General features: G+C 26.1%; 27 protein-coding genes. 7 read left to right on the top strand and 20 right to left on the bottom strand.

Annotation, left to right across the window (positions count from 1 at the left end; translation table 11 throughout):
* Window positions 1–280: 280 nt before the first annotated feature.
* From ACTCCZ_RS06430 to thiI, 7 genes are all read right to left on the bottom strand, one after another.
* Window positions 281–1,489 carry a phospholipase D family protein gene (locus ACTCCZ_RS06430; protein ID WP_079578445.1) on the bottom strand — a complete coding sequence of 403 codons (1,209 nt, stop codon included), beginning with the start codon at window positions 1,487–1,489 and terminating at the stop codon, window positions 281–283.
* A gap of 23 nt (window positions 1,490–1,512) precedes the next feature.
* Window positions 1,513–1,776 (bottom strand): hypothetical protein, encoded by a 264-nt coding sequence (locus tag ACTCCZ_RS06425; protein ID WP_079578447.1) that lies wholly within the window; start codon window positions 1,774–1,776, stop codon window positions 1,513–1,515.
* Between the two features lie 65 nt (window positions 1,777–1,841).
* Entirely contained in the window at window positions 1,842–3,596 is a 1,755-nt protein-coding gene (locus tag ACTCCZ_RS06420) for a hypothetical protein (RefSeq protein ID WP_079578449.1), read from the bottom strand.
* The gene (locus ACTCCZ_RS06415; protein WP_079578451.1) at window positions 3,583–4,068 is read right to left on the bottom strand and encodes a hypothetical protein; all 486 of its coding nucleotides are present in this window, start codon (window positions 4,066–4,068) and stop codon (window positions 3,583–3,585) included. Before ACTCCZ_RS06415 ends, ACTCCZ_RS06420 begins: the two co-directional genes overlap by 14 nt.
* Window positions 4,065–5,219, bottom strand: a complete 1,155-nt coding sequence (locus ACTCCZ_RS06410) for a dsDNA nuclease domain-containing protein (RefSeq protein WP_079578453.1) — start codon at window positions 5,217–5,219, stop codon at window positions 4,065–4,067. The genes ACTCCZ_RS06415 and ACTCCZ_RS06410 overlap by 4 nt, the downstream gene beginning before the upstream one ends.
* Window positions 5,220–5,577: 358 nt before the next feature.
* On the bottom strand, window positions 5,578–5,751 hold the full coding sequence (locus tag ACTCCZ_RS06405) for a hypothetical protein (RefSeq protein ID WP_159445736.1): 174 nt from the start codon (window positions 5,749–5,751) through the stop codon (window positions 5,578–5,580).
* A 224-nt stretch (window positions 5,752–5,975) separates the two neighbouring features.
* Complete coding sequence (gene thiI, locus ACTCCZ_RS06400) at window positions 5,976–7,451, bottom strand: tRNA uracil 4-sulfurtransferase ThiI (RefSeq protein ID WP_079578455.1); 1,476 nt, start codon at window positions 7,449–7,451, stop codon at window positions 5,976–5,978.
* A 177-nt stretch (window positions 7,452–7,628) separates the two neighbouring features.
* Here thiI and ACTCCZ_RS06395 point away from each other — a divergent pair, with 177 nt between their 5' ends.
* Together ACTCCZ_RS06395 and ACTCCZ_RS06390 are read left to right on the top strand one after the other, a co-directional pair.
* On the top strand, window positions 7,629–8,261 hold the full coding sequence (locus ACTCCZ_RS06395) for a UPF0323 family lipoprotein (RefSeq protein ID WP_079578457.1): 633 nt from the start codon (window positions 7,629–7,631) through the stop codon (window positions 8,259–8,261).
* A gap of 18 nt (window positions 8,262–8,279) precedes the next feature.
* Window positions 8,280–9,458, top strand: coding sequence for a glutathionylspermidine synthase family protein (locus tag ACTCCZ_RS06390; RefSeq protein WP_079578459.1), 1,179 nt, complete (start codon window positions 8,280–8,282; stop codon window positions 9,456–9,458).
* A 9-nt stretch (window positions 9,459–9,467) separates the two neighbouring features.
* On the opposite strand, the gene ACTCCZ_RS06385 is transcribed toward ACTCCZ_RS06390, so the two are convergent.
* The 8 genes from ACTCCZ_RS06385 to ACTCCZ_RS06350 are packed head-to-tail and all read right to left on the bottom strand — an operon-like array spanning window position 9,468 to window position 14,278.
* Window positions 9,468–9,965: a hypothetical protein gene (locus ACTCCZ_RS06385; RefSeq protein WP_079578461.1), complete on the bottom strand. Its 498-nt coding sequence runs from the start codon at window positions 9,963–9,965 to the stop codon at window positions 9,468–9,470.
* Window positions 9,958–10,920 carry a tetraacyldisaccharide 4'-kinase gene (locus ACTCCZ_RS06380; RefSeq protein ID WP_079578463.1) on the bottom strand — a complete coding sequence of 321 codons (963 nt, stop codon included), beginning with the start codon at window positions 10,918–10,920 and terminating at the stop codon, window positions 9,958–9,960. The genes ACTCCZ_RS06385 and ACTCCZ_RS06380 overlap by 8 nt, the downstream gene beginning before the upstream one ends.
* 4 nt (window positions 10,921–10,924) lie before the next feature.
* Window positions 10,925–12,061, bottom strand: a complete 1,137-nt coding sequence (locus tag ACTCCZ_RS06375) for a DegT/DnrJ/EryC1/StrS family aminotransferase (RefSeq protein ID WP_079578465.1) — start codon at window positions 12,059–12,061, stop codon at window positions 10,925–10,927.
* Between the two features lie 3 nt (window positions 12,062–12,064).
* Window positions 12,065–12,826 carry an NAD+ synthase gene (locus ACTCCZ_RS06370; protein ID WP_079578467.1) on the bottom strand — a complete coding sequence of 254 codons (762 nt, stop codon included), beginning with the start codon at window positions 12,824–12,826 and terminating at the stop codon, window positions 12,065–12,067.
* 20 nt (window positions 12,827–12,846) lie between these two features.
* Window positions 12,847–13,065 carry a hypothetical protein gene (locus tag ACTCCZ_RS06365; protein WP_079578469.1) on the bottom strand — a complete coding sequence of 73 codons (219 nt, stop codon included), beginning with the start codon at window positions 13,063–13,065 and terminating at the stop codon, window positions 12,847–12,849.
* Between the two features lie 2 nt (window positions 13,066–13,067).
* A complete protein-coding gene (locus tag ACTCCZ_RS06360) occupies window positions 13,068–13,295 on the bottom strand; it encodes a (2Fe-2S)-binding protein (RefSeq protein WP_079578471.1) in 228 nt (75 codons plus the stop codon).
* Window positions 13,295–13,522, bottom strand: a complete 228-nt coding sequence (locus ACTCCZ_RS06355; RefSeq protein WP_079578473.1) for a (2Fe-2S)-binding protein — start codon at window positions 13,520–13,522, stop codon at window positions 13,295–13,297. Before ACTCCZ_RS06355 ends, ACTCCZ_RS06360 begins: the two co-directional genes overlap by 1 nt.
* On the bottom strand, window positions 13,523–14,278 hold the full coding sequence (locus ACTCCZ_RS06350; protein ID WP_079578475.1) for a TerB family tellurite resistance protein: 756 nt from the start codon (window positions 14,276–14,278) through the stop codon (window positions 13,523–13,525). It abuts the gene before it with no gap.
* A 92-nt stretch (window positions 14,279–14,370) separates the two neighbouring features.
* Between ACTCCZ_RS06350 and tatB the strand changes: the two genes are divergently transcribed.
* The 5 genes from tatB to ACTCCZ_RS06325 are packed head-to-tail and all read left to right on the top strand — an operon-like array spanning window position 14,371 to window position 18,755.
* Window positions 14,371–14,865 carry a Sec-independent protein translocase protein TatB gene (tatB, locus tag ACTCCZ_RS06345; protein ID WP_079578477.1) on the top strand — a complete coding sequence of 165 codons (495 nt, stop codon included), beginning with the start codon at window positions 14,371–14,373 and terminating at the stop codon, window positions 14,863–14,865.
* A complete protein-coding gene (gene tatC, locus ACTCCZ_RS06340) occupies window positions 14,865–15,605 on the top strand; it encodes a twin-arginine translocase subunit TatC (RefSeq protein WP_079578479.1) in 741 nt (246 codons plus the stop codon). The genes tatB and tatC overlap by 1 nt, the downstream gene beginning before the upstream one ends.
* Window positions 15,589–16,632: a tRNA preQ1(34) S-adenosylmethionine ribosyltransferase-isomerase QueA gene (queA, locus tag ACTCCZ_RS06335; RefSeq protein WP_228145321.1), complete on the top strand. Its 1,044-nt coding sequence runs from the start codon at window positions 15,589–15,591 to the stop codon at window positions 16,630–16,632. The genes tatC and queA overlap by 17 nt, the downstream gene beginning before the upstream one ends.
* A 21-nt stretch (window positions 16,633–16,653) precedes the next feature.
* On the top strand, window positions 16,654–17,397 hold the full coding sequence (locus ACTCCZ_RS06330) for a 3'-5' exonuclease (protein ID WP_079578481.1): 744 nt from the start codon (window positions 16,654–16,656) through the stop codon (window positions 17,395–17,397).
* 20 nt (window positions 17,398–17,417) lie between these two features.
* Window positions 17,418–18,755: a sodium-dependent transporter gene (locus ACTCCZ_RS06325; protein ID WP_079578483.1), complete on the top strand. Its 1,338-nt coding sequence runs from the start codon at window positions 17,418–17,420 to the stop codon at window positions 18,753–18,755.
* An 18-nt stretch (window positions 18,756–18,773) separates the two neighbouring features.
* On the opposite strand, the gene ACTCCZ_RS06320 is transcribed toward ACTCCZ_RS06325, so the two are convergent.
* From ACTCCZ_RS06320 to ACTCCZ_RS06300, 5 genes are all read right to left on the bottom strand, one after another.
* On the bottom strand, window positions 18,774–20,024 hold the full coding sequence (locus ACTCCZ_RS06320) for a ComEC/Rec2 family competence protein (RefSeq protein WP_228145320.1): 1,251 nt from the start codon (window positions 20,022–20,024) through the stop codon (window positions 18,774–18,776).
* Window positions 20,025–20,067: 43 nt separating this feature from the next.
* Window positions 20,068–21,486 (bottom strand): sensor domain-containing diguanylate cyclase, encoded by a 1,419-nt coding sequence (locus tag ACTCCZ_RS06315; RefSeq protein WP_079578485.1) that lies wholly within the window; start codon window positions 21,484–21,486, stop codon window positions 20,068–20,070.
* 99 nt (window positions 21,487–21,585) lie between these two features.
* Window positions 21,586–23,676, bottom strand: a complete 2,091-nt coding sequence (ovoA, locus tag ACTCCZ_RS06310; RefSeq protein WP_079578487.1) for a 5-histidylcysteine sulfoxide synthase — start codon at window positions 23,674–23,676, stop codon at window positions 21,586–21,588.
* A 12-nt stretch (window positions 23,677–23,688) separates the two neighbouring features.
* Window positions 23,689–25,899 carry a tetratricopeptide repeat protein gene (locus ACTCCZ_RS06305; RefSeq protein WP_079578489.1) on the bottom strand — a complete coding sequence of 737 codons (2,211 nt, stop codon included), beginning with the start codon at window positions 25,897–25,899 and terminating at the stop codon, window positions 23,689–23,691.
* On the bottom strand, window positions 25,886–26,458 hold the full coding sequence (locus ACTCCZ_RS06300; RefSeq protein WP_079578491.1) for a gamma-glutamylcyclotransferase: 573 nt from the start codon (window positions 26,456–26,458) through the stop codon (window positions 25,886–25,888). The genes ACTCCZ_RS06305 and ACTCCZ_RS06300 overlap by 14 nt, the downstream gene beginning before the upstream one ends.
* Window positions 26,459–26,577 lie beyond the last annotated feature (119 nt).

Here is a 26,577-nt window from a genome sequence, read left to right as displayed (position 1 = left end):
AAACCTAAACATTGGTTTTTAATAATTTTTGTTAATAAAAAGAGTTAATTTGAGGTTTAATTTTAATAAATTATTTAAAGTAATTTTTGTTATTCAAAAAGTCCTAAGGGTTTGAGAGAATCTATAAATTCTACTTCTTGAACACTTTTTGGAACAAATTATATCTTTAAATAAAGGTTATGAAACCAATATGATATTTTTTAATTTTATTCATTTAGTAACTTAACGTTTGAATAGAGCGGATAAGTTGCCGTAAGGTAACTTTATTAATGTCGTGGTATCATACAATATCATCATAAAAGATTGCATCTAGCATAGCCACTCTGTTATGCCATAGTTCTTTTTCAATTTTATCATTTGGTTTTTTGCTATCAAACCAGTCTGATTTATGTATTCTTTCTATAATTTCATCCCAATATCTATCATACTCATGTCTTTTAATTTCTTTTTTAATGCCAAAATCTTTGTACAGTAATTGCGCATTTGCTTTAGTCAAACAAAAAAATACATCTGGTCTTTTCATTGCTAATATTCTGCTGACCGTTGCTACACCATATCCCCATCCACGATTTTTATCTGTAAAAATATTGATAAAATCATAATATTTTTCTCTTGAAATAACTCCACTCAAGGGAATGTATTCTAAAGCATTAGATAAACTATCAATACGCTCATCTATTTTTATGCCATTTGCAAATATTCTAGCATTACCCATATATCCAAAATAATGCCAATTTATTCTATCTTCGTCCCATTTACTAATACCGGCAATTCTCAATCTTTTTTTTTCTGAAATTTCTTTAAATTCTTTCTTTGAAAAATATTCTCTTGCTTTATTTAGTAATTGCAATCGCATATTAAATGAATCATTTTTGTCTTTTTTAACTTTGTTAAAAAAATCATTCCAACTTAAAGTAATTACACTAGATTTATAAATGGGTTTACCATCACTGTTTTTATTGAATTTATCTTTCAGGTCATCTCTAGATTTTAACTTCTTATCCCAAATTTTCTGATATGATGTTAAATCATCATTTGAAAATATTGTTGCTCTTTGATGATAATTTTCAATTTCCAATACTAACTTCTTGTATATTTCATCTGAACCTATATCTTTATTATGAATGCAAGTCATTACTTCTGTATTTTTTTCCATGGCTGAGTTAGTAAAGTTTGCACTCCCTATTAAGCATTGCCAATCATTTTCACTATTAAAAAATAAATATATTTTTGGATGAAATACCCCTGCTGGGTTTGTAATAAATTTCACTTTTTTATTATCAATAAATTCTTTAATAAAATTTGGATTTGTTTGATAAAAATGAATTCCAACTACTATCTTTTGAATTTTATTTTTATTTTTCATTAGAACATCAAAGACTTTGGAATTTGCAGAGGCCCATGCTGTAGCAAAGGAAATATTGTCATAACTATTCATTAGTGTACATAATTTATTTTGTATTTCTACTGGGGTTGTTAAAAGTTCCATATATATTTCCCTCCAATGTTTTGTTAACTTTTTATACCAAGTTCAGACATCAATTGAGTTCGGCATTTATCTACTGATTTTATTGCAGACTCATAACCTGATACTGCAGATTGGTTCTCATCATATCTTTGACCACCAATATTGGCTGCATTCATATGACAAAGCTGAGCTATGTATAGTCCATTGTCATTAAAAATAGGATGATTACAATTAGGAAAAGCACATTCATTTCCTGACCGAACACACAATAACTTTAGTATTTCTGTATTAGGTGACTTTCTAGCCATGTATTTTTTCTTCTATTAAATTAATCATATTTAGCGAATATTAATGAAATTTATTTCCTTTGTGATTAACCTAAAAACATCTTTTGTTCTTTACCTTCAAATGAGGCTAACCATTCCATATCATTATCGCTGCAATCATATCTATATGATGTAGAAGAATATATCAATTGTGCATTATATTCATTACATAGTTTTTTTAACTCAATAACAAAATCACTTAAATCACCTAGGTCTAATTCCTGTTGTCTTGGTGTATCTAAAATTAAAAACCTTAAGCTATTTTCAGCAGATTCTTTTAAATAAAGCTCAAAAATTGAAGCACGTATTGCTAAAACTATTCTTACTAATGTACTACCAGTAAATTGATTTATTTTTTCACCATCAAATGTTGGTTTAAAGTCATTATCAAAAGATATATTACGTGATACATTTTTCGTTTTTAATATGTCTAACCAAAAAACCAATCTTTCTACTAAAATCTTTTTTATTTCATGTAATTTAGTATTAATATTATTTTTACCGCCTTCTAAAGATGAAATTGCATTTTGAATATCTTCTCTTTCACTTAGTTTACTATTTAGCCTATCTTTTTCATCAAAATAATGTTTAAAAGACTGTTTAGTTTTTTCTAATTGAAAGATTTTTTTAAATAACTCATTTAGAGTGCCAACAACTTCCTTAGACTCTAGATTATTAGTCATATTACTTAGATTTTCTTCTAATTTGGATATTTCTTCTTCAATAATAACCTTAGATTCATTTAGCATTGTAATCTCTTTCTGAAATATTAAAGAGTTTCGTTCTAAATCTTTAATTTGATCCCTAAGATACAATAAATTCTTGCCGTAAGACTCTGAACTCTTCATAAATAAACCACAATTCTGTGAAGCACAAATTTCATTAAATGATTGAAAAACTCTTTTTGATTCTTCATTTAAACCAAGAGTATTTATTTCTAAATCTATTTCCGTCCTTATTTGTTTAAAACTATCTACACGAGCTTCTAAATCAACTATATTATTATTAATAAATGAAACTTTTTTTTGTTTATCAAGTATCAATTTTTCTAAACTTATTACTAAGTCATTTTTAACTGTTTTTGTATCATTTAAATCATCAATTTGAGATGAATATAGGTCAATATCTTTCAGAATTTCTTCATAAACCTTATTAATATCTTTACCTGTATTTTCTGTATCTTCAACTAACTTTTTTGACTTTACAATTTCTTTATCAATCAGATCCAATTGAGAGTTTAAATTAAATATTTCTTTTTTCTTATCAAAAGAATTTTTAGGGTGTATATCTAAAAGTATTCTTACCATTTCACTATATTGATCTTTAATAAAAGAAGATGGAGCCTTATATATTTCAGTATATCCTCCATCTTGATTTAAAAAGAACAAAGGTAATAGTGTTGAAATATATGGGTGTGTAGGTTCCTTAGCATTTGAAATTAGAGTTGGATAGTTAATACTTAACAATTCAAATAAAAATGCTGTAAATTTTTCTTCTAAATAAAATATATCATTCTTTTCATTGCTATAAAACTCTATTTCAAAATCTGAATCAATCTTTCTTTTAATGTGAAAAAATTTTCCATTGTGGCTAAAAAATAAATTGACATAACTACAGTTTTGATAAATATCATCTCTAAATTTACAACTAAAGCCTAATGCAAATACAATAAACTTGATTATAGGTGTTTTCCCTGAGCCATTAGCTCCATATACTTGAGTCATTTCATCACCAAAAATTAATTCTTCAGAACTCCATCCTTTACTACTTGAAGATTCAACATATAATTTAACTAATTTCATATAACTCCAATTCTATTTTCTTTTCTTTATTTATATCTCTATACTTTCTATTAATTAGATTCAAGGTATATGATAAATCTGTTTCTAGAGATAATGCATAATCAATAATCTTTTTACCTAATTCAGTTATTCTCACTGTTTGACTTTTTTTATCAATAAAAATTAATTTTGATATTTCTAAAAAGTTTAGAGCTATAATAGTCCTTATTCTTAAATTTGCTGACCATCCTAAATGTTGAGAAGAACCCTTAAAGCCTTTAATAGACAATTCTAAGCATTCACCAACTAACTGTCCTATTGAATCAACTTTAGGTTTTTTTCTATTCTTTGAAAGTAACAAAACAACTATTGATAAAAATGGTAACTGAAATAAAGCTTCATTATTTAGTAATATTTCTTTTTCTGCATCTTGTTCTATATTAATTTTTGTATCATTTTTTTCAAAAGATTTTAAAACATCATCAAAACTCATTGTGACAATCTCCTAACTAAAAAAGACAAAGAACCACCTAACAATAACTCTTTATTTAATGATTCAATGTCAACCCTTTGTTCTAAACTTTTTACTTCATTCATTAACTTTTTGAAAGAAACACTACCTAAAACTGAACTATTAGTAACTACTTCATTTAAGTCTACAAACAATTCATTTAAATCAAATTCAGGAATAATATGTCTATTTTTTCTTAACCAATTATCCCAATCTGTTTTTACCTTTGAACAATATTCAAGATTCTCAGGTATAGTATCTGCAAGTGTTCTTTGCAATATAGAAGCATTTTTAACTGCTTGGATATCTCCTCCTTCTAATAACTTATCATATGCATTTTTTGAAATGGATAATACAGATAAGATATCTTCTAAGCCTATTCCACAAGCTTCATCAAGTTCTTCTTTTGATAGGTCAGAAAGTTTAACTCTAGATTTTCTTTCTATTAATGCAATTAAATTATCTGTTATCTCTTTTGATTCTATATATTGTAAGTCTATTTCACTATATCTTAAAATTTTAGTTCTCATTTTTTCATAAAAATCATCAGTATTGTCTTCTAGTAAATAAACATTATTGGTGTCAAACTTTAACTTTTTTAAATGTTCTTTAATTTTTTCTTCAATAATCTCATTTTCTTCCAAGAAACATTTGTTAAAATTTTCTATTAATATTAATGTATGTTTATTTTCAAAAGTATCATTTTCAATGTCAGTTCTTAGGTTTTCAACATTATCATCAAGGTTAATATTAGTTAAAAAAGTTATGGATGTACAAGAAGTCTTAAAATTAATTGTATGCAACAACATTTTCCCTACAAAACTATCTCTTATAAGAGATAAATTCACTTCTTTTTTTCGATTATGTAATCCAAAAAGATCTTTAATGTTCCATAGATAATTTTGTTTCCCTTTTGTTTTTACTTGATAAAAATTATATTTGTAGTCCTCTCCAATATTTTCTCTAACAACAAAATCATCATGATAGTCACAGTAAACCATATCTACACTATCATTTTCAAGTATTTTAACGACCTCTAAAGAAGCTGCTCTAAATTGAGCATGAAACCTTTTTATAGTCTCTCTACCATCATCTTCTCTAACTTCTATATCATGAATTATATTATTTCCCATATTTACCCTGTTATAATTAATATAAATAGCCTATAAATATTTTTATAAATTATTTTAGCTAAAATACTTTTAATTAAAAATTGGAAAGTTAAGTAAATATCACTATTATATAATTTTTATGTCACAGATAGAATCACAGTTTTAGAAAACTCTTTTTTTGTTAGTGATTTTTTAGTGAACAGATTTACTCTCATTTGATAGGGCATAGAAAGAAATGCTAAATAGACTAATGAGAAACAAGTTCAACAATCTCTACTTTTTAGCACAAATTTGGCTAAGTAAAATTAACTATACTAAAACTCTAGAAACCAGTTATAGCTACAAAACTCTTAAAATCTCAGTTAAAATAAAAGAGCTATTAAAAAATCTCTTTTATATTTCTAATAATGTCTTTTAGAACTTTAGTTTTTAGTTCTTTATCTTTTTGTGGTAAATCAGATTTTTGAACTTCAATAAGCATTTTATTTGCATCATGAAGATCTTTCTCTTTATTGCAAGATACTTCTTTTAGTAAATCTAAATTTTTAATCATAAAAGCTCCTTTTAAAGATTTGAATCAAGAGACATTTCATAAGCTCTATCGCTTTGAAGTTCTCCACAATATTCTACTACAAAATCATAAGAATCAACTGGAAAAATATCTTTAAAATGTTCAATTCCTTCACTTAATGCAGTAGTTTCATTATCACTATAAGTATAATAACTATCTATACAATATAATTCAAAGGTATTTTATTACCTTTGAATTATCTATTATTAAGACTCTTTGGGTCTATAAACTTTAATATTTGTGTAGTTTTCTGCATCTCTTAAGTATTGTCCATGTAGTTGGCTTAGTATTCCTTTTTCACAGTAAAAAAGGTACTCTTTATCTTGTGGAAGTTTTTTGAAATCTCTTTTTAGATTAAAAAATGGGATTTTTAAAACTTCTTGGTTTTCTACTTTGATACAATCTTGTCCTTGTCTAATATCAATAATAGTATATTTTTTAGCCTCTTCAAGATCTGTTACAACTTCCATTTGCCCTATTTCTGAGATATCAGCTATTATTTCATTTATATTAGTAATTTGTCTATTTTCAACTGCTTTATCAACAACTGAATAATCAAATTTACTTGACTCTTTTTCCATTCTTTCATATGAGCCGTGTGTTACTGGTGATTTTGAAATTACTCCGCAATACTCAGGCATTGCTTCAGCAAATTTTTTAGTTCCTATTTTTGCTGCTATATCCATGATTTCTGGTTTATTCATAGTACAAAGAGGTCTTAATACTAATTTATTAGTAAATTGATCAATTAATGCTAGATTTCTTAGAGTTTGACTTGATACTTGAGCAATACTCTCTCCTGTTAAAAGTGCATCAATTTTCATCTCATTTGCTATTTTTTCTGCTGCTTTTAACATCACTCTTTTTAGTGTAACTCCCATATATGGTTCACTTGTTGAGTTAAATATCTCAGTTACAACATCATCAAAAGGTACAGAAATAAAAGAGACTCTATGAGAAGAACCAAATCTTTTCCATAAGTAATATGCTACTTGTTTTACGCCTATTTCATGGGCAACTCCACCAAGATTAAAGAAAATAAAGTGAGTTTTAACTCCTCTTTTCATTGTCATATAACTTGCAACTGTTGAATCAAATCCTCCTGACATCAAAGAAAGAATACTTCCTTGTGTTCCTAAAGGAAAGCCACCTAATCCTTTATGTTTAAATGTAATTATATTCAATTGATTATGTATTAACTCAACATTTATAGTTACTTCTGCATTTTTTAAATCAACACCTTTAGTTTCATTATGTGCAAGCATATATCCACCAACTGTTTGTTCTATATTTGTTGATTTAAAATCTTGTTCACCAGTTCTTTTAGCTCTAACAACAAAAGTTTTACCAATAATCTCTTTTGCCATGTGCTCATTTACTTTTACTTTTATTTCATCTAAAGTATTTACATCATCAATTTGAATAGCTTCTAAAACTAGCTCTATTCCTGGTGTTTCTATTAGTAATTGTCTAATTTCTGGTACTACTTGTATTGGGCAAACGACTTCAACTTTATCGAAAAATTTTTTTATTGTTATCTCTTCTGAAACTCTTTTAACTAATAATCTTACATTATTATAAATTTGAGCAATCATTTGCCTTTTTGCTTTTTGACCTTTGATCATAACTTCTGGGAAAAATTTAATGATAAATTTTTGCGTTTTTACTTCTGTTTTGTCCATTAATTGAAAACCTTCTTTATTTATTACGCGCAATTATAACATAAGAGTTTTAATCTTAGAAAGTCAAACTAAACTCTTATTTAAAAATTTACATATTTCTTCTTCATCTACTTCATAGCAACTATTTAGTAATATATATAAACTTTTAAACTATAAGAATATAAAAGGATTTTAAACTTGAAAAAGAAAAGTCATATTAAAAAAATATCAGATTATGCGATGGTTGGTGGTCTTGGAGCACTTCTAGTGACAGGACTAGTTGGTTGTCAAGAAAAAACAAATGATCAACAACAAACTCAACAAGGAGCCTTTTCAAATGCTTCTAAAAAACAAGATGCATTTGTAGTAATTGAAGAGCTACCTAATAATGGTGGATATACAATCGTAGATGAATTTCCAGCAAATAAAACTACTATTGTTTTAAGAAAACCAGATGGAACAGAAAGAATATTAACACAAAATGAGATTGATCAATTAGTAAAACAAGAAGCACAAAGAATTGACAATGGAACATCACCACTTACAAATCCTGAGATGTCAAGTGGAAGTATGGGATTAGGTGGAGTATTATTATCTTCAATTGCTGGGGCTATGATTGGTTCTTGGATTGGTAATAAACTATTTAATAATCAAAACTATCAAAACCAAAGAAAGACTCAATACAAGTCTCCACAAACATACAGTAGATCACAAAGTTCGTTTAAAAAAGCTGCAAGTTCAGCAAATAGAACAAGCTCTACAAAAAGAAGTGGATTTTTTGGAAGCAAATCTTCATCTACTAGATCATCAAGCTCATTTTTTGGTGGATAATTATATTAAAGGTACAAAATGAAATTAGAAAAGTTAGAAGCTCTTACAAATGAATATTTAGAGTCTATTGGTTTTATTTGGCACACAGATGAAGATAAAACTTCTTATATTGCAAACGAAGTAGTTCAAATCACTCAAGAAGATGCAGAAGCTTATTATGAAGCTTGCAATGAGTTATATGATATGTTTTGTGAAGCTGGTGATTATGTAATAGAAAATAATCTATTTCATGAAATAAATATTCCTTTTAACTTAGTTGATGCTATTAAAGAGTCTTGGGAAAATGATGTTCATTGGCATTTGTATTCAAGATTTGATTTAGCAGGTGGAATAGATGGTAAACCTATTAAACTAATAGAGTTTAATGCTGATACTCCAACATCACTATTTGAAACTGCGATTATTCAATGGGCTTTACTAAAAGCAAATAATCTTGATGAAGCTAGTCAATTTAATAATGTATATGAAGCATTGAAAGATAACTTTAAAAGAATAATTACACTTGATACAGATATAGAAAAATTTGAAGAACATTATCAAGAGTTAGGTTGGAAGATACTGTTTTCATCAATTGCAGGTTCAATCGAAGATGAAAATACAACAAAACTACTTCAACATATTGCAACAGAAGCTGGGTTTAATACAGATTTTGAGTATATAGATAAAGTTGAGTTTAGTGATGATGGGATTTTTGCAAAAGAACAAAGTTTTGAGTTTTGGTTTAAATTAATTCCATGGGAAGATATAGCTATTGATGAAAATGAATTAGCCTTACTATTAACAGAAATACTTGAAAATAGAAAAGCGATTATTTTTAACCCAGCTTATACTTTGATGTTTCAATCAAAAGGATTTATGAAGATTTTATGGGATTTATACCCAGATCATCCATTACTTTTAGAAACTTCATTTGAACCTTTACAGGACAAAAAACAAGTTGAAAAAAGATGTTTTGGAAGAGAAGGTGCAAACACTAAAATCATAAACAAAGATGGCTCTATTGATGTAGAAACTGACGGTGCATATGAAGGTCATAAAGCAATTTATCAAGAGTATGTTGAACTACCTAAAGATGAGCAAGGCAATAGCTATCAAGCTGGTGTATTCTTTGCATATGAAGCTTGTGGATTGGGATTTAGAAGAGGTGAAAAGATTTTAGATAATATGTCTAAATTTGTAGGTCATATCATCAAATAAACCAAAGATTTAAATCTTTGGTTTATCCTTTTTATATAACTCATTTTCTTTTTCAATATGAGCTAATAATAGTTTAAAACTTTGCTCTATTATTCTAAAGTTCTTTACAGATAAAACAGGAGAATGGCTTAGCCTATCTTTTGGTTTTAGTCTTCTAATAGAGCTATCTCTAATATCTAATTTACCATTGATTAGTACTATATCATAAGAGGCTTTTGTATTTGCAAAACCAATACTCAAAGGAATATAATATTCTCTTTCACCCTCAACATAATACCAAATAGGCTCATTTCTAAACATCACATAATTTAAAGGTGCATCAATAGTACACCCTATTGAATTATGAGAATTATGCAAAATTTTTCTAACATTTTCAACTGTTATTATTGATTTTTTTAGTTTTTTTTGAACTCTTTTATACATGAGTTTCCACAATAAAGATTTTATAACTTTAGCACCATCATAGTGATTTAAAATCTCTTCTTCTAAATAGTATATATTATTCATTTATTTTCTTATAACTATTTATATAATCATTCATTGAAGAAAAATCAATATTCTTATTATCTAGTTGTAACTCTAAGTTCATCAAATAAACATCACCTAAATCAAACTTTTTTAATTTTACATAATCTTTTTGCGTAGTAACTATAAAATAGTCTTTATACTCATTTTTTATTTTTTCTATTTCTTCATTTGTAAAAGTATGGTGATCTTCAAAAGCTACCATCTTTACACCCTTTGGTAGATAATCCAATAATCTTTTTGGTTTTGAAATTGCTGTAAGTAGAAGTAGTTTATGTGGAAGAACATTTACATTCTTTTGGTTTAAACTATATGAAACAAATCTTTTGAAACTTTTACCCTCTTGTAAAACAATTTGTGCAAAAGAGTAGAACATTCTTGGTTCTCTATAACCACCACTTGGAAGACAAAATATATTTGTTGGCTCATCTTTTGGTTTAATTAAGATATCAAATTTATTTATATTATATTTTGAAAAACCATCATCTAAAAATACTATTTTACAACCTAACTCTTTTGCTTTTTTTATTGCTTCTACTCTATCTTCACTTACAATAATTGTAGCATTTGGAAGTGAATTTGCTAAAAGCATTGCTTCATCACCACTTACATCTATATTTTCAAGAATCTTACCTTTATTTGATATTACGTAAAGACCTTTTGAGTTCCTGCCATAACCCCTAAGTATTACACAAGCATCTTCTTTGTTTTTTACAAGTGCGATTGTTAAAGGAGTTTTTCCACTTCCCCCTGCAATCAAATTACCCACACTAATTACAGGTATACCAAAATCTTGAGGTTTAGACAATCCTCTTTTTATTAAAATAATAAAAAGATATATCAAAGTTAAAGGTAAAAATAAAAAAGATATGATTTTTTGTAAAGTATTAGGATAGAAGAGATAATCTTCTACCCATAAAAAAAGCTTTTGTTTCAACTATTTATATCCATTCAGAAGCAATATCAATAATCGTATCACAAATATAGTTAACTTCTTCATTTGTTAAACTAGGATACATAGGTATTGATAAAATTTGCTGATAAGAAGTAAGTGCAGCTGGGAACTCTGTAATTTTGATTGAGTATTTACTTTTATAATAACTTAATAAATGTAAAGGAATATAGTGTAAACCTGTTGCAATTCCTTTTTCTTTTAAAGCTCTTGCAAAAGCATCTCTATTTCTTGAAATCTTAATAATAAAATGAGTAAATATATGTTCTTCTTTTGAAGAAGGAACATTTATATGTTTTACATTAGATAATCTTTCTTGATAAATTTTTGCTATCTCTTTTCTTCTTTTAATAAACTTATTCGTTTTTTGAAGTTGAGCTAAAGAGAATGCTGCATCAAGTTCACTCATATCATACTTATGACCTATATCAACAACATCATAAATATAATCTAAGTTTCCATAATCATCATATGTAGTAGTAATAGCATGAGTTCTTAATAATCTTGCTCTAGTAGCTATTTCTTCATTATTTGTAACAATAATTCCTGATCTACTTAAAGCATGTTTACCATTTGATGGGTTAGTAGAAAAAATAGTCATATCAGCTCTTAATGAACCAACAGTTTCATCATTATATGTAACTCCCAATGCACAAGTTGCGTCTTCTATTAATATAATTCCATATTTTTCACAAATATCATATAATCTATCTAAATCTGGAGTTTGCCCTGCAATAAATGAGATAATTGCACCTCTTAATTTTTTTGATTTATTCTCTTCTAAAGCTTTTTCAAACTTATTTAAATCAATATTCATATCTTCATTATTTATATCAATAAATATAGGTTCTGCATCAAAGTGTCTTACAACTTCAGGAATATTAACAAAAGAGTTAACAGACATTAAAATTTTGTCACCTCTTTTTAGTTTAATTGAACTTAATGCAAGGTGTATTGCAGAAGTTGAGTTACAAGTTGCAATTGCATGTCTTGCACCAACAAATTTTGCCATGTTTTCTTCAAACTCTAAAACCTTTGAACCATCTTTACTGTTTTCTAAAACCGTTTTAATTTGATTTAATTCTTCTTCATTAACAGAAGAGTTGTAAAATAATATTTCTTTCATGTGCTAACTCCATTTTATATTTGCAATCACAGGTAATTTACCTTTGAATTCATTTGCTTTAATTCTATATTTCAACATATCTACTAATTCATCATCGTGTCCTAAAGATACAATCTCTTCTTTAGTTTTCTTTTCATCAACTAATAGCTTTAGTACATCATCCATTTGTTTATATGTATAACCTAGTTCATCTTCATCTGTTTGATTTTCCCATAAATCTGCACTTGGTTTTTTATTGATTATTTCATCAATAACTCCTAAGTATCTTGCAAATTCAAACTCATCACTTTTATAAATTTCTCCAATTGGATTAATTGCACACGCAATATCCCCAAATATAGTTCCATATCCTAAAAGAAGTTCACTTTTATTTGATGTTCCCACAACAATTGATGAATCTCTTGAAGATATATCATAAAGTACAGACATTCTTACTCTTGCAGAATAGTTTCCAATTCTAAGTTTATCATTGTCCATTTTATCTATATATGCATTTATCATAGGTGTAATATCAACAGTTTCATAATCAATTGAAAAAGTTTCACAAAGTTTTTTTGCATCTTCAACACTACTTTTACTTGAAAATTGTGAGGGCATAAGGACACATTTCATATTCTCTTTGAAAGCTTTCTTACATAATACTGCAACTACTGCAGAATCTAAACCACCTGATAGTCCAACTGTAACTTTAGAAAGTCCAGTTTTACTTAGTTGGTTCTTTAAAAATTCTATTAATTGTTTCTCTATATCATTCCAGTTAATCAATTTTTATCCTTTGACAATAATTATATCTCATCTTTTTTTGTTTTTTCATAAAGCTCATCTAAATATCCCAAACTAGTTTGTGAAATATTACTTTTTTTAACTTTTAATTCATTTTTTATTGATAATAATTCATCTATTTCAAAATATTCTAAAAAATTTGGATTTATATCTATAGTCTCTTCTTTATTTATTACTATGAGTTTTTTTATCTCTTCTATTAATTCTTTTTTTTCTTCCATAATCATTTCTTAAATTTATTTAGTATTTGTGTTAAGTAAAGTTCCATTTTTTCTTCACCAATATCACAACTTGAATCTTTACAACATTTACAACAAGTTCCAGCATCAGTTAAATGACCTAGATCTTCAAGTGTATTTGCATCTCTTTCTTTAATTGCATAAATAATTTCACCTAAAGTTACATGTTTGCAATTACAAACTTCATAAGAATGAGGGAAACTTTTAGCCATCAACTCTCCTTATTATAATTATTTAAAATATCTTTGCAATAAACTTTCTTTTTGATTTTACCAAAATCACTCTCTTTCATAAGACAAAATCTACACTCAGTTCCTGCGTTTGTACTCTCTTGTATTTTACCTAAACTGCAGTTTCCATAAGCAATAACTTTTTTTATGTCCCTAACAGTAACATTTTTACAATTACAAACTTCATAAGCGTCATCAAAACTTTGCAATTATTCGCCTCTTGATTTTTTTATCATTTCATAAGCTTCGTTAATTTCTTGAAGTTTGTTTGTTGCTTCATCAATAATATTTTGACTTGCTCCTTGACCTGCAATTATATCTGGGTGATGTTTTTTTACTAAAGTTCTATATTTTTTCTTAATAGTATTACTATCATCATTTTTACTTGCTTCTAAAACTTCATATGCTTTTTCTAAAGATATTCCCTCTGCTTCTTTTTGCTTTTTATAAAACATCTCAAAAGCATTTACAAGTTTTTCAAAATCTTCTCTTTTAATTTGCAATGTTTTTGCAATATCTTCTGTTATCATAAACTCAGTATTTGAAAAATCATTATCAATAAATGCAAGATTTAACAAATACTCCATTATTTTAACTCTTTTTTGATAATTGTTTTTAGTTAATTTGTATAAATTTTGACAAATTTCAAGAGTATTATTAAAACTCTCTTTCTCTTTTGCATAAATATCTTTTAATTTTTCTCTAATTTCATCTTGATTTTCAAAATGTCTTGAAATATCATTTAGTGTATGTTTTAAAAGTTGTGCTTCAAGTTCACATACTTCTCCATCTGCTTTTGCAACCTTTGCCATCAACGCTACAAGCAAGCCAGCTTCGTGTTGCATAAGATTGCCTTCAAATTTTTCTTTAATATCCAACCTAATATTTGCGAACTTTTCTGTTTTATAACTTCGTGCTATAAAATACAATATAACTGCAATAATCAATAGAACTATAAGTTTCATAAATTTCCCTTAAACATATTATTTAATTAATAGGGAGATTTTATCAAAAATTAGATAAAATTTTTTCTTTTAATACTATTTTGGAGAATTATATGTTTGGAATGGGCTTTTTTGAAATAACGCTAGTTGCAGTAATTGCAATTATTGCATTAGGACCTGAAAAATTACCTAAAGCTATGGTAGAAATAGCTAGATTTTTAAAGAAATTTAAATCTGGTGTAGAAGATGCAAAATCTACACTTGACAATGAATTAAGTATATCTGAGATGAGAGAAGAAGCTAACAAATTTAAAGCTCAAATTGAAGATGCAAAATCATCAGTAAATGTAAATAATATGGATTTAGGACTAAATGATATTATGAATGATACTAATTCTCAAGAAAATGAAGTAGATTCAAAAAAAGAGCTAACTTCAAAAAAAGAGAAAAAGAAAAAGAAGAAATCTCAAGAAAAAGATGAGATTAAAAATCTTGAAACAAATCAAGAAGAAGAGATTTCAACAAAAGATGAAGTTTCAAAAGATGAAGATCCATCAAACAAATTTAAAGTTAAATTTGATGATGAGAAAGTAAAGGAAGATAATTAATGTTAGAAGATTTAAAACCCCATATTGCTGACCTTAGAAAAAGATTAGTTAATGCAACAATTGCACTTGTACTAGGTTTTATTGTATGTTTTTTCTTTTATGAACCGATTTTAGAGTGGATGATGGTACCAGTTGAAGCTGTATTACCAGAAAAATCACAAATGGTTGCAATTGAAGTTCAAGAGACATTCTTTACTGCATTAAAAGTTGCATTTTTCTCTGGATTTATTCTAGTATTACCTGTTATTTTTTGGCAAATATGGCTATTTTTAGCTCCAGGTCTTTATGACCATGAAAAAAAGTTAGTAATTCCATTTGTATTTTTTGGAACACTAATGTTTTTAATTGGTGCATCATTTGCTTATTATGTTGTTATTCCTTATGGATTTGAGTTTTTAATTAATTTTGGTTCAACAGTTGTAACAGTATTACCAAGTATTGGTAAATATGTAGGTTTTTTCACAAAATTATTATTAGGTTTTGGTATTGCATTTGAGCTACCTGTAGTTACTTTTTTCTTAGCAAAAATTGGACTTGTTGATGACAAAATGTTAAAAGACTTTTTTAAATATGCAGTTGTAATTATATTTATTGTAGCTTCACTTTTAACTCCACCAGATGTTTTAACACAATTTTTAATGGCAGGTCCACTAATTATACTTTATTGTGTTTCAATTTATATTGCAAAAGTATTTAACCCAGCAAAAGATTTAGATGAAGAAGATGATGACGAAGAATAGTTTATTAGATCCATTAAAGACTTCAAGTTATGATTATACACTTCCTAAAGAACTTATAGCAACACATCCAGTAAGCCCAGCAGATAATGCTAGGCTTTTGGTTTATGATAGAAAAACTAACAAAATAACTCATACTACTTTCAAAAATCTTCTTGATTTTATACCAAAAGATGTAGCAATATTTTTAAATGATACAAAAGTTATCAAAGCAAGAATTTTTGGACATAAAGACTCAGGTGGAAAAGTTGAGCTTTTATTAAATAAACCTTTATTTATGAATAGATATTTAGTGATGATTAGAGGGAAAGTCAAGGTTGGAACAGTTTTAACTTTTGACAAAAATTTAAAAGCAGAAGTTTTAGAAGTAAGTGAAGATGGAAGTAGAGTTGTAAAGTTCTTCTTAAATGAAAAAGAAAACTTAGAGTTTTTAGAGTTAGTAGATATTTTAAATGATATAGGACATTTGCCTTTACCTCCTTATATGAATAGAGAAGATGAAGAAAAAGACAATGAAAACTATCAAACACTTTTTGCAAAAAATTATGGTGCAGTTGCAGCACCAACTGCTTCATTGCATTTTACTCCTGAGTTATTTAAAAAACTTCAAGATAAATTTAATTTAGATTATTTAACCTTACATGTAGGTGCAGGAACTTTCAAACCAGTTGATGCAGAAGATATATTAAATCACCCAATGCATAGCGAATACTTTGAAATAAATGAAAGTTCAAAAAATTTATTAGATAATTCTAAAAAAGTACTTGCAGTTGGAACAACTGTAACAAGAACAATAGAATATTATGCAAGAACAAACAAAATACAAGGTGAGTGTGATTTATTTTTAAATCCATCAAACACTCCAATAAAAGTAAACCATTTACTTACAAATTTTCATTTGCCTAAATCTACTTTAATAATGCTAATCGCTTCTTTTGTAGGTTTAGAAAAAACTTTAGAAATATATGAAGAAGCTATAAGTGAGAAATATAGATTTTATTCATATGGCGATGGAATGTTAATAATATAAACAAAAGCAAGGAAATAATATATGCCAAAATATGTACTTTTTGATACAGAGACCACTGGAAATCAAGAGGAAGATAGAGTTATTCAATTTGGAGCAATGATAGTTGATCAAACTGGAAAAGTAGAAGCTTATGATGAGTTTTGCCAAAGTGATATACCAATAAAAATAGAAGCTATGGAAGTTCATAATATCACACCTGATATGATTGAAAATAAACCAAAAGCAACTGAGACAATATTTTATAAAAAACTATTAGAATTAAATAATGAAGATAACTTTTTAATAGCTCATAATATAAAATTTGATTTAGGAATGATTGAAAAAGAAGGCTTTGAAAACCATTTTCAAATTATTGATACATTAAGATGTGCAAAACATTTATTTCCACAAATGCCTTATCACAGACTTCAATACTTAAGATATGCCTTAGAACTATACAAGGTTGAACAAATAGAAGCAAAAAAACACAATATTACTATAAAAGCCCATGATGCTATTGGTGATGTTTTAGTAATGAAACTTTTTCTATCAAAACTTGTAAAAGAGTGTAGAAAACAATATCCTGATTATAATCCTATGGAAAAATTAGTTGAACTTTCAAAAACACCTGTATTTATAACAACTTTCAAGTTTGGGAAATACAAAGGTAAAGAAGTAATAGAAGTTGCCAAAGAAGATAGTGGATATTTAAACTGGATGAAAAGTAATTTAGATTTGGACGAAGATTTAAAATACACTTTAGAAAAAGTACTTAGTAAAATTTAAATTTAAAAAGAGGGGTATATTTGAAGAATCATTTTTCAAGAGTTGGTTTTATTTTAGCAGCTGCTGGTTCAGCTGTTGGTTTAGGTAATATATGGAAGTTTCCTTATGTTACAGGTGAATATGGTGGAGGAGCTTTTGTATTAGTTTACTTACTAGCTATTTTGTTTATTGGATTGACAGTTTTTTTAGCAGAAGCAGTAATTGGTCAAAATGCCCAATCAGATGTTGCAACTTCTTTTATAAAAACATCAAAATCAAAAAATCAAAACTGGAAATTTGCTGGTTTTATAATCTTTTCAGGTTTAATTGTACTCTCATTTTATTCTGTAGTATTAGGATGGATTTTAAACTATGTATTTACATCTTTTGGAACATTGCCAAGTGATTCAAAAGCAGCGGGAAGTGCTTTTGAAACTTTAATTTCAAAAGATATAGCATCACAAATAATATATCATACTGTTATTGCAGGCTCTGTTATTTTTATTGTCTTAAAAGGTATAAAAAGAGGTATTGAAAAAATAAATCTTATTTTGATGCCATTATTAGGATTGATTTTACTAGGGCTTTTATTTTACTCTTTTACACTAGATAGTTTTTCTACTGCACTTAATTTTATGTTTTATCCAGATTGGAGTAAAATTGATAGTAATGCCCTACTTGCAGCACTAGGACAAGCATTTTTTACACTTTCTCTTGGTGTTGGTGCTATTATGACCTATTCTGCATCATTACCTAAAAATGCCAATTTTGTAAAATCATCAATCATTGTTGCAATTGTTGATACTGCTATTGCAATAACTGCTGGTTTAATAATTTTCTCATTTTTATTTGAAGCAGGAGCTCAAAGTTCTGCTGGACCTGGACTTGTATTTATTTCACTACCTGTTATATTTTCAGGTTGGGGAGTTTTAGGACAAGTTATTTCTATTTCATTTTTTGTTGCATTAGTATTTGCAGGTATTACATCTGCTGTTTCTATGATTGAGCCATCTTTGAAATTTTTTATTGAAAGATTTAATTTTACAAGAAAAAAAGCGACTATTCTTTGTGGATCAATTTTTTATATTCTTGGTATTATTGCCCTACTTTCAATGACAATTGCCTTTAAAGATTCACTAACATTTTTTGGTAAAAATGCATTTGATTGGATGGATTTTATGACTTCTTCTGTTATGATGCCTCTTGCAGCGATTTTAACTTGTGTATTTTTAGGTTATTTTGTTGATAAAGAGTTATTAAGAAGAATCTTTACAGCTCATGTATCACTAACTGTATTTAATATTTGGTACTTTTTAATTAAGTTTATTGTACCAATTGCTATTGTTACACTATTTTTAAATAAACTTGGAATAATATAATATGTAAAGGTTTTACCTTTACATATAAACATACAAATTAAAAAAAATCAATAAAATATTCACTCCATAAAAAAACTCTTTTTTTACTACTGCAAAAGCTGAAAAAGACAGATATATCACTAAAAACCATAAAGGTGTTTGTACACTATAAGTTACATAGTTTATATCTAAAAACATTTTTAAAAAATCATCTAAGATATAAGATATTCCAAATAAATGCAAAAATAGTTCCAATGGATAAAATATAGTAAAAATCAATGTAATTAAAGGAGAAAAAAGTTGTAAATGTGAGGTTTGATAAAAAACATAATGAACAATAGGATTAACAGCTAAAAATATCCAAAAATTAAATATCAAAATCATATATATTTTTGGAAGATTTTTAAAATAGTGCAAAAATAAAAATATATAAAAAACTCCAACTATAGAAAACCATAAAGACAATGAAAATACATAACTAGGGAAAAGTGCAATTATCAATAAAAAAGTAATAAAAAGTGTACTAAAAGATAGAACTTTTATATTTGAACGCAAAAATAGTATTGCTAATATAAACATAATAAAACTTCTTAAAAAAGAAGGTACTATATCTATTAAAATTAAATAGAGTAAAAGAAGAAAAGAGCTTATTATTAATATATCGAATTTTTTATTTCTATGATTAAAATATTTTTGATGAATATAAGTATAAAAAAGATTTATTATAAAGTATATTATTATAGAAAATAAGCCAAGATGAAAACCAGATATAGCAATCAAATGTGAAATCCCAAAATTTGCACAAAATTCTCTTAAATCTTTTGAAAGAGGTAAAGCTAGAAAGAGTGCATTAAATAGTTCTTTTATCTTACTATTATCATGGGCTGAATCTATTTTATCACTTAGATAAAAACGAAGATTAAAGCTTTTTGACTCTATTTTTTCTATAAATAATGTTTTAGCAAAAAAACCTTTTAAATAATCATAAAAGTCAATATATTTAGAAATAAATAAAATATTAACCTTTTGAAACTTTTCATAATAATGCTCTTTATTTAATCTTGTATAAAATGTATTGTAAGTATCTATTTTTAGCTTATAAATATAGTAATTGCTCTTTTCATATCTATTTAAAATAGTTGTAGAAGATGAAAAAACTTCATCTTTTGTAAGATCTTTATATTTTGAATATTCATAAAAAATATTCAATAAAAAAATAGATAATATTATAACAAAAGCAAAAGTTAGTTCACTTTTGTTTTTAATTAAACTTATAGCTTCATTTTTCATACTGATAATTATATCAGCAAAAAATAAAAAATAATATTATTTATTATCTATATCTTATATTATTCTTTCCTGTTGTTTTTACCTCATAAAGATATGAATCAGCAATATGAAGTATTTTATCTATGTTGTTAGTTTTTCTATTATCACTTATACCAAAACTTGCTGTAAAATTAAATGTTTTATCTTTATTTACAATTATTGCTGTTTTTTCTGTCTCTTTTCTTATATTTTCAACTTTTTCTAATACCTCTTTGGTTTTTAGATTATGAAAAGCTATGACAAACTCTTCTCCACCAAGTCTTGCACAAATATCTTTATTTGAAATATTGTTTTTAAGTATTTGAGCAAATTTTTTAAGTACAGCATCTCCTACTTCATGACTATAAGTATCATTTATTTGTTTAAAGTTATCAATATCTATCATTACTATATGAACTAAATCTTTTCTAAAAACTGTATCTTTAAGTAATCTTTGAACTTTTGAAAAGAAACTTCTTCTATTGTCAAGTTTTGTTAAATAATCTTTATAAGCTAAATCATGTAACTCTTTATTTGATTTTTCAAGTTCATTTGTTCTTTTTGCTACACTATACTCAAGCTTTTGAGTATTACTTTCTAATATAATTTGATATCTATATGAAAAATAAAAAATAACCAATGAAATAATTGCAATTATAATATTAAACAGTAATATTGTATTTCTTCCTTGCATCATATAATCTCTATCACTCATGGCTTTAATAGTAACTATATATCTATTTTTATCATCTCTTATTTCTAAGTAGTTTATTATTTTTGTTTTTGTTTTTTCAACTTTATATCGTATATTATTCAAGCTATTATAAGCAATTGCACTATCATAATCATAAAGTTCTTTTTGTACTAAATCTATTTTATAAAAACTTGAATTTATATAACTAAAAAGATTCTCATCAAATAGTTTACCAGCATACATATATCCTATTTTTTTACCTCTATTATCAGTTTGTAATACTTTAGATTTTAATACATAGTAAATATTGTTTTTTTCTAAAAAAACCGATTGAGTTTCTTTATCAGCATTTAATAACTTTACTACTTTTTTGTAAAATTTATCATTATGATTTGCAATAGAAAATTTTAATTTTATGTTATTTTTTAAATCAGTATAAAATATAAAATCAATTGGTAAATTATCAAGAATATTGCTATTTCTAAAATTTTTATAAGCAAACTTAGGATTTTTATTGGCTAAAAAATTATATGCATCATCCCATTTACTATATATTTTTGTAGTTGTATTTATAAAATCCAACTGCATATTTAAGTTTTTTATTAAGTTTTCAACACTTTTTTTATTATGGATTGTTTCGATTGCTTCATAGTTATCAATAAAATATTTATGACTAAAGTTATACATTAAAGTTAATAATATAAAAAAACCACTTATAAATATTACTTTAAGTTTTCTTTTTTTTGTCATTGTAGCATTTAACCTTTGTAGAATGTATATTTTATTATTTTAGTATTAAAATGAGTTTAAAAAGTTTATATAATTATAAAAAGTAGCATAAGCTACTTTTTATTTTCTCTTCCAAATACTCATTTGTGAAACTGTATGCTGATATTTTCTTGATGTCTCTTTTATGACAAAAGGAACATCAATTAATTCAAGTAGTTCATATTTATCTTCAAGATTTTTCTTTAAAGTATCAATAGTTTTAATCTGTTTATTATCTTTATAATATCCTCCAAGCCAGTTTGCTTTTGGAGTGTAATCTTCAAGCCAAGTATATGGAGATAAAAGAACAAGTAATCCACCCTCATTTACCCTATTTGGTATATCATCTAAAAATTTTTGTGGATAGTATAGTCTATCTATTAAGTTTGAACAAAATATCAAATCGTAACCTGTATATAAAGTTTTTAAATTACAAGCATCACCTTGCATAAATTCAACTTTATCTTTAATATCTCCTAAACCTAAATCTTTTAATGAAATAGTTTTATCTTCAAATATTTCACCCTCAGATTTTAGTTTAAATGTTAAATTATCATACTTTTTAAGTTTAACCCCAACATTAATAAAATTAGCACTAAAATCAATTCCAAGTACTTCATCAAATACTTTTGCTAATTCAAAGCTACTTCTTCCAACAGAACATCCTAAATCTAAAGCTTTTTTTGTTTTAATACTATTTAAATATGGTTTTAAAATATCAACTGATGCTTTTGCAAAGTTTTTTACACTGAAAAACTCTTCTCCATAATGAAACTCACAATATTGAGAGATCAATTCATCTGTTTCATAAACATTATCATTTAACTTTGTTCTACACTCATTATCTGATTTAACATATCTAAAACCTGCATGTTGAAAAAAGTGCTTTCTAAAAGCATATCTTGCACTTTTAAGTGTTTCATTTCCTAAAGAGATAAAAGAACCACCTTTCATAAGTGCATGTCTATCATCAAAAGTTGGTGTTGTAAAATCGTCATAGATAGGATGAGTTTGAAAATCATCAAAGGGATAAGTAGGCGTTATACTCCATTGCCAAACATTTCCTACAACATCATAAAAATCATCAAACTTATATTTATCAACTGGTGTTTGATTAAAATATCTTAAACCAATATTTGCTTTTTTATCTCCTGCATTTACATAATCATACAATCTATAATACTCATCTTCAGTTGGAAGTCTAACTTCAAAACCTAATTTTTCACTTTTATATTTACAAAAAGCTTCTGCTTCATATATATTTATATCCACAGGATAATTTAAAGGAAGAGGAACAATATTATTTATTTGTCTTAAAAAGTATTTTTCATCTTTTTTTATCCAAAATACTGGCATTTTTGTTTGAGTAAAATCTAACCATCTTAAACCATCTTCTGAAAAGTATTTTAATTTTGAATATCCACCATCTTTTACAAACTCTAAAAACTCACCATTTGATACTAAATATTTACTTGCTTTAAACTCTTTAATATTTGCCTTATGATAAGAAAATTCATTATCCCATCCATAATAAATAGGATTTTTTCTATCTTTTTGTAAAACTACTTCTCCTGCACTTACATTAAGAAGTTCATTCTCTAAATAATCATCTTTATACTCTTTACAATATAAGAATGGTTCCTCATTTGTAAAAAAAGATATATCTAATTCCCTTAAAAGCACAGAAGATGTTTCAATATGAATATTTTCATGCTCAATTCCCATCAAAATAATCCACATTGGACTATCCCAATTTATTGGCATTGTAAACTCAATAGTATCAATCAACTCTAAAACAATTTTTTTTACTTCATCTCTATATGCTTTAACTTCTTCAAAAGCTGGCCAAGAATAGTTTTTACTATTTAAATCATCCCAACTCATTTCATCAACACCAATTGCAAATATTGATTCAAAATATTTGTTTACTCTTTTATTTATAATTTTACTAACCATTAGTTTATTTATAAAAAATGTTGAAGTATGTCCATAATAAAAAATCAAAGGATGTCTTAATCTATTTGGTTGTTCATAGATTGATTTTTTATCTTTTAGTAGGTCAAACAGCTTTTCATCTAATTCATAAGCTTGAAGAAAATACCTTTTAATCTCTTCTCGTTTTTCTTCAACTGTACCCTCTTGTAAATTTATAGTGCCTGTTTTATATTTCATTATTCGCCTTTATTAACTTAAATTATCTAAAAATTTTAAATTTGTAATATTATGATTATTTTTAAATAGTTTGTATATGTTTAATATCTGTTCATGCTCATTGTTATCCATATTTTGCCAGTGTTCTTTAAGTAATTGCTCTATTTCTTCACAAGGAAGCAATAATAAACTCTTAGCTAAATAGTTTTCAATTAACAACATTCCTAATCTTTTAATAGAGTTTGTTCTATTTAATGTTTCAATTCCTGTATCTGTCATAGTTACAATTGTATTTAGTTCTTCTTTTGATAATTGGATTTTATTTAATATATTTAATGCTTGGTTGTGTAAAACAACTGGCATTTCATCTCTATCTCCAACTGAATCTTTTAAAGCTACTCCAATTGAACCAAGATTAATACATTTTGCGATTAAATCTTCATCTTTATTTTGTCTATTAAGATAGATAAATCTATAAGCAATTGACATATTTAAAAAAGTCGCACCATATTCAAAAGCACCAAGTGCTGGGATTGATAAGCATTTTTTATAATAACTCACTGCTTTTTCATAATCACAATCCCACTCTGCATAATTTGCTTTGATATTATAAAAATGCCATAACCATAAAGGTTCATTATCTTCATTGTGTGAGAACAGCAACTCTTTTAGTTTAAATATCAAGTCTAAACCTTCTTGTTTTTTCTGCTCTTTTCTTTGACTTACAATAATCCAAGCTTTTCTTTGAAAAAATCTAACTTGTGTATCTAAAGGTTTGCTTGATTTTTTTATCTCTAGCGTTTTAGGTAAACTATCATATGCTTTATCAAACTGCCCCATTCTTTCATATAAAGAACAAATACTAACAGAGTATCTATTTGGATTTATTTCATATAAATAATTTGCTAAAAGTAATGCTTGATTAAAATGCCCATTTCTTTCAAAAAGAAAAATCAACTTATCTAAAGATTCAATTGAAAGTTTTCTATATAAAGAGTCATTTGTAAGTTCAAAGTCATCTAATTTTGATGAATCAAACATTTTATTAGCTATTTTAAACCAATATATGTCTATAAGCTCATAGTGTTGCTTTTTAAATACAGCATCAATAAACTTTTCTAAAACAATTAAATATCGTCTTTCATCTAAAACTATATCTTTTACATAATAGTATAAAATCAAAAGTGATATTGGATTATCAAAAATCTCAACACACTCTTCTATATGATTTCTTAAATGATAAGACAATCTTCTTTGTTCATCTTCTAGTTTTTTTATCTTTGCATTTTGTGTTAAATAAATTTGCATTGATTTTTCTTGTTTTAAAAAGAAAAAGTCATCAAAAGCTCTATTTATAAAGTTTTGAAATCCAGAAATTAGTTGTGTTGATTTTTCTTTTGTATCTTCTAAAAAGTTTCTTCCACAATACTCAAACATCTCTAATGAGATAAAATTATTGTCGTTTTTTTCAATAATCAAAGAAGAGCTTAGTTGCAATAAAGAGTAAAGTTTTTGTTCTTTAGCTGATAAAAGCGTATCAATATTGCATTTTTTGAAATCTTTAAAATCTTTTTTTATTTCAATATTTAAAATATTAAAACTTTTCAATCTTTTATACATATTTTTACTTTGATCATTTCTTATATAAAAGTTTACATTATTAAATCTTTTTAAAATAGCTACTACAATAACTCTCCAAAGCCAATGTTCTTCATCAACTAAATCAAAATTATAAAGATTTATTTGTGTTTTTTTATCAAGAGAATTAAGAGCAATATTTAATTTTTTGAGTCTTCTTGTCTCTTTATTAAACCATGATTGAAGAAGATTTCTAAATTGAGAACTTTCACCATCTAAAATTGATGGCATCATAACTAAACCAATAAAAAAGAAACTAACAAAAAGTATTGCTACTGTATCATTAAGCTGCCATTGAAAAGGAAATTCAAAAATTATCTTTTTAAAAATATCTTCATATATAGATGCAGAAATAAGTGCAAACATAATTACAAATACAGAAATTATAGAAAAAACATATGAGGATATTTTTTTTCTTAAGCTATAAAAACTTGAAGAGTTTCCACATATAGAGTAAATACTTGATTCAAATGACTCTAAAGTATCACTATGAATATATGTAATATCTATTATATTATCTTGCTTTAAAACAATATCATCATTTTTTGTTTTTCTATTTGTTTTACAAAGTTGTGAAGTAATAATATCACAATTAGTTTGATTCATTCACACCTTCTTTTGCTAATTTATTTTGTAATGGATCAGAAAATTTATAACTACCCTCTTTTAATTCAAAAGGGAAATCTTTTAATGTTTCTTCTTTATATTTTTCTACAAAAGCATCATCATAAAACTTAAAACTTTGTGTTAATAAATCCAAATATCTTGAGGGAATATAACAGTTTTTATCTCCTTGCTTTGCTATTTTACTCTCATTTGTAGTCATAAAAGCAATAACATCATCATCTAAATTGCAGCCTATAATATCCTGCTTTTTTATAATAACACTAGAGTAGTTTTTCTCTCTTAATTTTAATAACTCAAACTCTTCATCACTTACTTTTACAACAACCCCATTTGCACTTGAACTTTCATCTATTTCAAGATTTAAAAAAATCCCATTTACATTTGCTTTATCTTCAAAATCAATAAACTCTATTGAGTTCCAAACTTTCTTTACACCTTTAGCAGTTACAGGTATTAAATCTTCTTGTTTTAAAACTCTTTTAAACGATTTTTGTGCACTTTTGATATTTATTAAAGAACCAAAACCAAATAAATACATAAAAAAAACTCCTTAAATAACTTAATATATTCATTATATTTTACTTATCTTAAATTTACCAAAAATAAGCTAATATATTTTCTTATAATAATAATTACACATGAAAAAAAAGAATAGGT

It is taken from the genome of Malaciobacter sp. (assembly GCF_055140965.1).
The sequence above is the reverse complement of the archived record's forward strand: the minus strand, read 5'-3'. Positions and strand labels throughout refer to the sequence as shown.

Excerpts from the sequence above, each read along its gene's own strand:
- ACTCCZ_RS06320 (WP_228145320.1), bottom strand. The coding sequence starts at position 20,024 with ATGAAAAATGAAGCTATAAGTTTAATTAAAAACAAAAGTGAACTAACT.
- tatC (WP_079578479.1), top strand. The coding sequence starts at position 14,865 with ATGTTAGAAGATTTAAAACCCCATATTGCTGACCTTAGAAAAAGATTA.
- ACTCCZ_RS06360 (WP_079578471.1), bottom strand. The coding sequence starts at position 13,295 with ATGGCTAAAAGTTTCCCTCATTCTTATGAAGTTTGTAATTGCAAACAT.
- ACTCCZ_RS06375 (WP_079578465.1), bottom strand. The coding sequence starts at position 12,061 with ATGAAAGAAATATTATTTTACAACTCTTCTGTTAATGAAGAAGAATTA.
- ACTCCZ_RS06305 (WP_079578489.1), bottom strand. The coding sequence starts at position 25,899 with ATGAATCAAACTAATTGTGATATTATTACTTCACAACTTTGTAAAACA.
- ACTCCZ_RS06405 (WP_159445736.1), bottom strand. The coding sequence starts at position 5,751 with ATGATTAAAAATTTAGATTTACTAAAAGAAGTATCTTGCAATAAAGAG.
- ACTCCZ_RS06385 (WP_079578461.1), bottom strand. The coding sequence starts at position 9,965 with ATGAATAATATATACTATTTAGAAGAAGAGATTTTAAATCACTATGAT.
- ACTCCZ_RS06390 (WP_079578459.1), top strand. The coding sequence starts at position 8,280 with ATGAAATTAGAAAAGTTAGAAGCTCTTACAAATGAATATTTAGAGTCT.
- ACTCCZ_RS06365 (WP_079578469.1), bottom strand. The coding sequence starts at position 13,065 with ATGGAAGAAAAAAAAGAATTAATAGAAGAGATAAAAAAACTCATAGTA.
- ACTCCZ_RS06315 (WP_079578485.1), bottom strand. The coding sequence starts at position 21,486 with ATGACAAAAAAAAGAAAACTTAAAGTAATATTTATAAGTGGTTTTTTT.
- ACTCCZ_RS06330 (WP_079578481.1), top strand. The coding sequence starts at position 16,654 with ATGCCAAAATATGTACTTTTTGATACAGAGACCACTGGAAATCAAGAG.
- ACTCCZ_RS06350 (WP_079578475.1), bottom strand. The coding sequence starts at position 14,278 with ATGAAACTTATAGTTCTATTGATTATTGCAGTTATATTGTATTTTATA.
- queA (WP_228145321.1), top strand. The coding sequence starts at position 15,589 with ATGATGACGAAGAATAGTTTATTAGATCCATTAAAGACTTCAAGTTAT.
- ACTCCZ_RS06425 (WP_079578447.1), bottom strand. The coding sequence starts at position 1,776 with ATGGCTAGAAAGTCACCTAATACAGAAATACTAAAGTTATTGTGTGTT.
- ACTCCZ_RS06300 (WP_079578491.1), bottom strand. The coding sequence starts at position 26,458 with ATGTATTTATTTGGTTTTGGTTCTTTAATAAATATCAAAAGTGCACAA.
- ACTCCZ_RS06420 (WP_079578449.1), bottom strand. The coding sequence starts at position 3,596 with ATGAAATTAGTTAAATTATATGTTGAATCTTCAAGTAGTAAAGGATGG.
- tatB (WP_079578477.1), top strand. The coding sequence starts at position 14,371 with ATGTTTGGAATGGGCTTTTTTGAAATAACGCTAGTTGCAGTAATTGCA.
- ovoA (WP_079578487.1), bottom strand. The coding sequence starts at position 23,676 with ATGAAATATAAAACAGGCACTATAAATTTACAAGAGGGTACAGTTGAA.
- ACTCCZ_RS06410 (WP_079578453.1), bottom strand. The coding sequence starts at position 5,219 with ATGGGAAATAATATAATTCATGATATAGAAGTTAGAGAAGATGATGGT.
- ACTCCZ_RS06415 (WP_079578451.1), bottom strand. The coding sequence starts at position 4,068 with ATGAGTTTTGATGATGTTTTAAAATCTTTTGAAAAAAATGATACAAAA.
- thiI (WP_079578455.1), bottom strand. The coding sequence starts at position 7,451 with ATGGACAAAACAGAAGTAAAAACGCAAAAATTTATCATTAAATTTTTC.
- ACTCCZ_RS06430 (WP_079578445.1), bottom strand. The coding sequence starts at position 1,489 with ATGGAACTTTTAACAACCCCAGTAGAAATACAAAATAAATTATGTACA.